The 6075-nt window shown below is 35.9% G+C and carries 9 protein-coding genes; all 9 read right to left on the bottom strand.

Annotated features, from left to right (window positions below):
* Nucleotides 1-248 precede the first annotated feature (248 nt).
* On the bottom strand, nt 249-536 hold the full coding sequence (locus HDR40_RS06265; RefSeq protein WP_290627619.1) for a hypothetical protein: 288 nt from the start codon (nt 534-536) through the stop codon (nt 249-251).
* A gap of 16 nt (nt 537-552) precedes the next feature.
* A complete protein-coding gene (locus HDR40_RS06260; RefSeq protein WP_290627617.1) occupies nt 553-756 on the bottom strand; it encodes a hypothetical protein in 204 nt (67 codons plus the stop codon).
* 178 nt (nt 757-934) lie between these two features.
* Nucleotides 935-2038: a GH25 family lysozyme gene (locus tag HDR40_RS06255; protein WP_290627615.1), complete on the bottom strand. Its 1104-nt coding sequence runs from the start codon at nt 2036-2038 to the stop codon at nt 935-937.
* The gene (locus tag HDR40_RS06250; RefSeq protein ID WP_290627613.1) at nt 2038-2472 is read right to left on the bottom strand and encodes a phage holin; all 435 of its coding nucleotides are present in this window, start codon (nt 2470-2472) and stop codon (nt 2038-2040) included. Before HDR40_RS06250 ends, HDR40_RS06255 begins: the two co-directional genes overlap by 1 nt.
* Nucleotides 2456-2710 carry a hypothetical protein gene (locus tag HDR40_RS06245; RefSeq protein WP_290627611.1) on the bottom strand — a complete coding sequence of 85 codons (255 nt, stop codon included), beginning with the start codon at nt 2708-2710 and terminating at the stop codon, nt 2456-2458. The genes HDR40_RS06250 and HDR40_RS06245 overlap by 17 nt, the downstream gene beginning before the upstream one ends.
* A gap of 10 nt (nt 2711-2720) precedes the next feature.
* Nucleotides 2721-3122, bottom strand: coding sequence for a hypothetical protein (locus tag HDR40_RS06240; protein WP_290627609.1), 402 nt, complete (start codon nt 3120-3122; stop codon nt 2721-2723).
* The gene (locus HDR40_RS06235; protein WP_290627607.1) at nt 3106-3264 is read right to left on the bottom strand and encodes an XkdX family protein; all 159 of its coding nucleotides are present in this window, start codon (nt 3262-3264) and stop codon (nt 3106-3108) included. Before HDR40_RS06235 ends, HDR40_RS06240 begins: the two co-directional genes overlap by 17 nt.
* Nucleotides 3264-3692: a hypothetical protein gene (locus HDR40_RS06230; RefSeq protein WP_290627605.1), complete on the bottom strand. Its 429-nt coding sequence runs from the start codon at nt 3690-3692 to the stop codon at nt 3264-3266. The genes HDR40_RS06235 and HDR40_RS06230 overlap by 1 nt, the downstream gene beginning before the upstream one ends.
* A 54-nt stretch (nt 3693-3746) precedes the next feature.
* Nucleotides 3747-6071, bottom strand: a complete 2325-nt coding sequence (locus HDR40_RS06225; RefSeq protein ID WP_290627603.1) for a hypothetical protein — start codon at nt 6069-6071, stop codon at nt 3747-3749.
* Between the last annotated feature and the right edge of the window lie 4 nt (nt 6072-6075).

The raw sequence follows: 6075 nt of genomic DNA, 5'->3' as shown, positions 1-6075 counted from the left end.
CTACTTCGACCGGCTTTTTTATTTTGGATTTTATCCAAGCCCAAAGTTTCAATATTTTCACCTCTTTTCCATTCCATAATTATTTACCTCCTTTCTCTTTCAACCTTCATTTATATAATACCATATAAGGAAGTAAAATACAATAGATTATGCCCAAAAATATGCATAAAAAATACCACTAAGGTAATTCGAACTTTTTTCGAACAAAATAAAAAGTCTGCTGAATTTCAGTAGACTTTTTATTTTGTTTAATTATTTTCTTTAATATGTACTAATATTTCAAGATAGATAATGTACAATGCTTTGCTGTCTTCAAAGCTTTTATTTTTCCAATCTTGCTTTATTTTAGCTTCAATTTTCTTTTTGCTACTGTCTAAGTCTTCGTAAAGTACTACAGGCTTTACACCTAATTCACTTGATACAAAGGTATAGGAGCCTTGTTTCTTTTCAAAATAGCCATAGCGTTCATGATCGCCAAATTTATTCTTTACATATAAAGTATTATTCTTTTTGTATTTGATTTCTAATTCTTCCATTTTTAGTACCTCCATATTACTTTATTAATGCGTCATTAATTAAATAAGCAGCTTGAAGTAATTTCTTGGCTTGGTCTAAGTCAATTTCTTCGTCTATAATTTTGTCAACCCATTCATTATAGAGTTCGTTGAGCTTAGTATCTTTATCTTCGTAGTAATTTGATAAGCTATCAAAAGTATATGCAATATCTTCTAATTGCTCTCTAATTTCTTCTGGCATTTTGATTACCTCTCTTTTTACTTCGTTATTTACCTTACACATATACAATATAGCAATACGCTATAAAAGCTAAGCAGTTTTGAAAAAAGTTTAAAAAAGTGTACAAAAAAGACCACCAAGGGAACTAGTCCCCTGATGGTCTTTTCTAATCCTTTCGGATTACAATTGTGCCTTATTACTATAGCACGATATATGCCCTGTTTCCAGTCACATATACAACTTTACCTTTATATTTATCAGATAATGCTAAGAAACGCCCACTGCGTCCACTGAACTTGTACTTAGCACCCTTTTCAAGAGTGTAGACTTTGCCAGCGTCAGCCTTTGGAGCATCTAGTACATGCGTGTGATCCAACATGACTTTTAAAGTACCGCTCTTGTAGTCGTCATATGCGATAGGGTTGGACTTGGTAAAGCCTGCTCTACCATCGAACCATTGGTTCTTTCCTACCTTAATTGCACCATTCTTTTCATCAAGAACTACATAGCTTGTGTTTTGGGCACGTGTACCAATTGATTTCTTTAAGTCGTAGTTATCATATAGTGTAGCACCAGCTTTGTTAGTTACTACAAAAACTCGCTTAACGTCATACTTAACGACAGGGTGTACAGTTACCTCCATCTTTTCCGATAGATTTACTGGTGTAGCTGTTTTTTGAGCTGTAGAAGCCTTAGTTATATCAATCAACATAACATTGCCGTCTACACTTAAACCTTTCCAGCTATCAGTAAATTGCCAAATTGCAACGCCGTCCATAGATGGAAAATAATTAAAGTCTGGTGTAGTACTTGCACCGCTAGTTGGATAAGATGCAACCCACAAAGAGTTTGGATACTTAGCCAAAATGCTAGCGGTATTGATATTATTTCTTAGCAATGACGCACCAGAGTAAAGCATAGGCTTGTATCCTGCTGCTGCAATAGTATCCATAAATACGAGAATTGCACTAGCACTCGCATTAGTACCGCCAGTAATATCATTTCCGTCTCCCGTTTCCCAATCACACGCAAGAACAGTACCTTTGGGAAGACCAACCGCAACTGCATTCTTTATAGCAAAACTAGCTTCACTTACTGCTACAGTGGCATTTGCACCAAAAGTAGCAAAGTGGTAACCCATTTGAGTCATACCCTTAGCTTTTGCGTTAGCAAGCTGTGCAGCGGCATTTGAGTTTACATAGCTGGTACCTTCTGTGATTTTTACAATGGCGAATTTAGCCCCTTCATAGCTCATATCTTTCTCTTGAAAAGATGATACATCTACACCATAAATTTTAGCCATTACTTAACCTCCTTTGCGGTTTCTTCAACTTCTACCGCAGTTGGTGATAAGTTTTTCTCATCTTCCGGTACTTCTTCAGTGATGACATCAATAGTATCAGAAGTGGATTTCATAACCTTCACACTTTTTTCAATCTCGCCTTTGATAAAGCTCTCACCGGGATTAGGTAAGTGGGCTAGTGATAAGGCAGTATCAATAGCGTTAATTACAAAATTTAGCTTTTCATCACCAGAACCACCATTTTTCTCTGCTTGGTACACAAGAGATTGAGCATGTGAAGCGATGTATTTAGTGGCTTTAGCAAAGTTATCGCCCTCTTGTGCTTTCTTATCAATTGAAACTTTATTTTTCACGTAGTACCCCACGAGGGATGCACCAACGATTCCCAGTACAACCATTACCACATCAGTAATCTCTTTAATTCCTGTTAACATCTTTTTCCTCCCTTAATTTATGAATTTCATTTAGTAGAGTATTTATTTGCTGCGTTTTTTCCTCTAGCTCCTTATCTTTCCTTGCTATATCTGCCCGTAAAGAGTCAATAATGCCTTGGTAATTATCGGTGATTTGATCGAAGCCGGCCCGCTTGTTTTTGCCAAAGGCGAGCCAAGTAGTACCAATCGCACCTATGACCCCACCTATTGCGCCTATAATCGCGCCTATGTACTGCAAGCGAACCACCTCACTCAAAATATGCACAAATATTTACTAGCAAAAAGAAGCCGATATTACCTATGGTTGAGTGTGACATCTTTATAGCGGCATCGACATTAGGCATCCCTGATAAGTGCCAAAATTGTACAAACGCAAGTGCCATGAAGATACACCCAAAGGCAATTAAAAAGGCTTTTGTGACTAGCTTATTTCTTTGCCCCCATATCAGATAAATGAAGAACATCAGACCAATGATGATAATAAAAATGTCTATACGTCCATCGTTCTCAATCGTCTTGATACTTGGAGGGTAAAAGAAATAGCCTCGATCAAACAAGAGACCTGCTCCCGTTGCTGTTACAACCAGCGATAGTAAGATTTCACAAAGATGAAGAAGCTTTTCAAATAGAACTTTATAATCCTGCTTCATAATCAACGCCTGTAATATTTTTAAAAGTTTCAGGACTAAGCTTCTTCCACTTAACCCAGTCAGCAAGTGTTTCAGTGGTGTAGAACCCCATGTTGTAATAAATTTGAGCGATATTAGCCCAAAGTTGTTCGTTAGCAATCATTATTCTTCACCTTCTTTCACATCATTAGAAACAGGTGTATTAGCCATAGCTAATAAGCTAGCTAAGTTCGCATTAGCTTGGGCTGATTCTGCAGACTGCTTACTTAAGTTATCAAATGATTCTTGAAGCTTTAACATTTTTTGGTAAGTGTCTTCTTCACCGATTTCTTCCCACTGAAAAGTTTCCCAGTTATACTTTGGATGCTTTAACCCTTTTGGCTCTTCCACTACAAAAGGTCTAACGGTGTAGTCCAATCTTGGGAAAGGCACAGGCACACAATCAAACTGATCATTTGAAATGTATACCAGTTGCTTATATAGCGGATTGCTACCATTAAGGTAAGTGTTTTTTACATCTTCTTTAGCTTGTTCTAAGTCTACGGTTTGACCGGCTGCATTTTGAACTTCTGTTTTTACTTCTTCTGTCATTTTTTACCCTTTCTGAATACTAAAAAAGACTTTGACCACACTTGTGATAAAAGTCTACTTAACTTTTGATTTTAAATTTTGCACATCTTGTTTTAACTGCTTTATATCCTTTAAAGCTTGGTTGTGATTGAGGATTGCATCATACAACCCTTTTCCATTCGTGAATCCATTGCTATCAGCAAATCCAACCCATGCTGAAGCTGTACCACCATCTATGGTTCTAAAGTAAAACTGACCTTGAGCTCCTACAAAAAATTGTTGCTTCCAACCTGGCCATACATTCGGATTATTTAGAGTAATGACTTGTCCTGACGCTGCGTTACCCAAAATTGAAAACATATAAACAGTTTGTATTCCCTGTGGTAAATTTTTTACCGTATCATCACTTGGTTTCTTTAAATCAGCACTAGAGTAACCAACACATGAATTTAGTTGCGTATTAATTTCATTCTTTAAACTCGGAATAACCGTGTTAGTTATATCGGATTTAGAAAAGTAATCTTTTTCAACTTTACTAGAAGTATCATTAAGCTTATTTGTAATATCGCTAAGCTTATCTGTAACTGTTTGTGGGATATCAGTTAATACTTTCCACGAATGCCACTTAGCATAGTTATCTCCATATCTATACCATATCTCTCCATTGAGATTAAAAATAAATTGCCAACGCCAACCAGCACCAACCAATTTTTCGGAAGGGTTTTGTAAAGTAATAATGTATCCATCCCTAGATGTTCTATCACCAATTGAAGCTTGTCTTGAGCTAATCTTACCAATCGAAGTACTTAAATCATCTAAATCCGCAGCAGTTAGAGTTTTGGTAATAAAGTTTGAATTGTCGATTAATGCCCCTTTTAATAAGTCATTAATTTTCGTAGATGTATACATATCCGGCTTACTATTGATGTGTGACCAATCTACCGTACCAGTGTAGACACCAGAAGAGTTAATACCTGCTTTTTCAGCGCCATTCCATCTAAAAGAAATGTGATTAGAATTATCATCTGTTAAATTTACAGCGAAATCTAAATTATCGTTTGCATCATTATCGCCAAAGACTTCAATATAATCACTTGCAGCACCCCACTTAATACCACCAATTTTGCCGTCTTTAGCAGCAGTTGTCGAAGTATTACCATTAAAGTTAATCGTGGCATTTTTATTCATTATTCCGCCAGATTTTGGCAAAGCATTATTAGCAGTATTAGTCACGGAATTAATTTTAGTTAGTAAATCATTTATATCTTTATCTACTGCTATTCTATGCCAAGTACCATAATCATTGTGTTCCCAGTACCTCACAGCACATAAATAAGCTGAACTTCTTGGATCATCACCAACTGGATACCATACTTGTGTTTTAGCATTGCCATCAAAATTATAAACGATTAAAGTACCACGCTTATCTTTAAGGAAGCTAGGAGTATTAGTGTTATTTTGATTACTTAAAATATATAGCCCTTGAGTAGTAAGTGTGTTTACATCAACAGCAGTATTATATTTTTGGCTACCGTTAAGGGTATTGAGGGAATTAGTAAGTTGATTCCTTAGAGATGGGATTTGTGTATTAGCGATTTTGTTTATTGAATCGCTTAACTCACTATGTGCCTTATCTGCGTCAGTTTTATTCTCTTTAGTATTGATGGAGTCTTGTAACTGTTTATGTGCCTTATCCGCGTCAGTTTTATTTTCTTTAGTATTAATAGAGTCTTGTAACTGTTTATGTGCTGATTCGGCATCAGCTTTATTTTCTTTGATATTGATGGAATCTTGTAACTGTTTGTGAGATGAATCAGCAGCAGACTTGTCTTCTTTAGTATCAATCTTACTTTGCAAATCCTTTTTAGCAACCTCCAAGTTACTATTAATTTTGTCCTCAATCAGTTGTAGCTGACTTGTAGTAACTACTCCTTGCGGATCAATTACTAAATCAATATCGACATCATCATTTACAGTTAATTGAAGATAGTAGTCAATTGCAATCGTTGCACCATTATCACTTGCATCAGATGGGGTTAGTTCCCCTCCATCACCAGAAGTAATTGTAGATAAAGCAAAAAGTATTTCTGTATTATCTGCTTTTTTAGCATACCAACCCACAACATTATAAAAAATATCTGACGTTACATCTTTATTAGTAAACGTAGCTCCCAGTTTAATAGTCTTTTCAGGCAGTTCTATTACTGAAATTGGCACCTGTTTTCTAATGTCGTCAAGCTTTACAATATCGCTTATATCTTCTTTCTTAGTTCTGAAATCAATTCTATGATCATGCACGTAAGCCATAACTGCATTAGTATAAGTTATTTTTTCTTTACTTCCTGCTGCATCTAAAATTAATTGTTTTCCTGCATCAGTAATAAACGTTGGGCCTTCCATGTAT

Source organism: Lactobacillus sp., assembly GCF_014803895.1.
The sequence above is the reverse complement of the archived record's forward strand: the minus strand, read 5'-3'. Positions and strand labels throughout refer to the sequence as shown.

Bases quoted from the DNA above. Each gene is read 5' to 3' on its own strand.
- HDR40_RS06265 (WP_290627619.1), bottom strand. From the start codon at position 536: ATGGAAGAATTAGAAATCAAATACAAAAAGAATAATACTTTATATGTA.
- HDR40_RS06260 (WP_290627617.1), bottom strand. From the start codon at position 756: ATGCCAGAAGAAATTAGAGAGCAATTAGAAGATATTGCATATACTTTT.
- HDR40_RS06255 (WP_290627615.1), bottom strand. From the start codon at position 2,038: ATGGCTAAAATTTATGGTGTAGATGTATCATCTTTTCAAGAGAAAGAT.
- HDR40_RS06250 (WP_290627613.1), bottom strand. From the start codon at position 2,472: ATGTTAACAGGAATTAAAGAGATTACTGATGTGGTAATGGTTGTACTG.
- HDR40_RS06240 (WP_290627609.1), bottom strand. From the start codon at position 3,122: ATGAAGCAGGATTATAAAGTTCTATTTGAAAAGCTTCTTCATCTTTGT.
- HDR40_RS06235 (WP_290627607.1), bottom strand. From the start codon at position 3,264: ATGATTGCTAACGAACAACTTTGGGCTAATATCGCTCAAATTTATTAC.
- HDR40_RS06230 (WP_290627605.1), bottom strand. From the start codon at position 3,692: ATGACAGAAGAAGTAAAAACAGAAGTTCAAAATGCAGCCGGTCAAACC.
- HDR40_RS06225 (WP_290627603.1), bottom strand. From the start codon at position 6,071: ATGGAAGGCCCAACGTTTATTACTGATGCAGGAAAACAATTAATTTTA.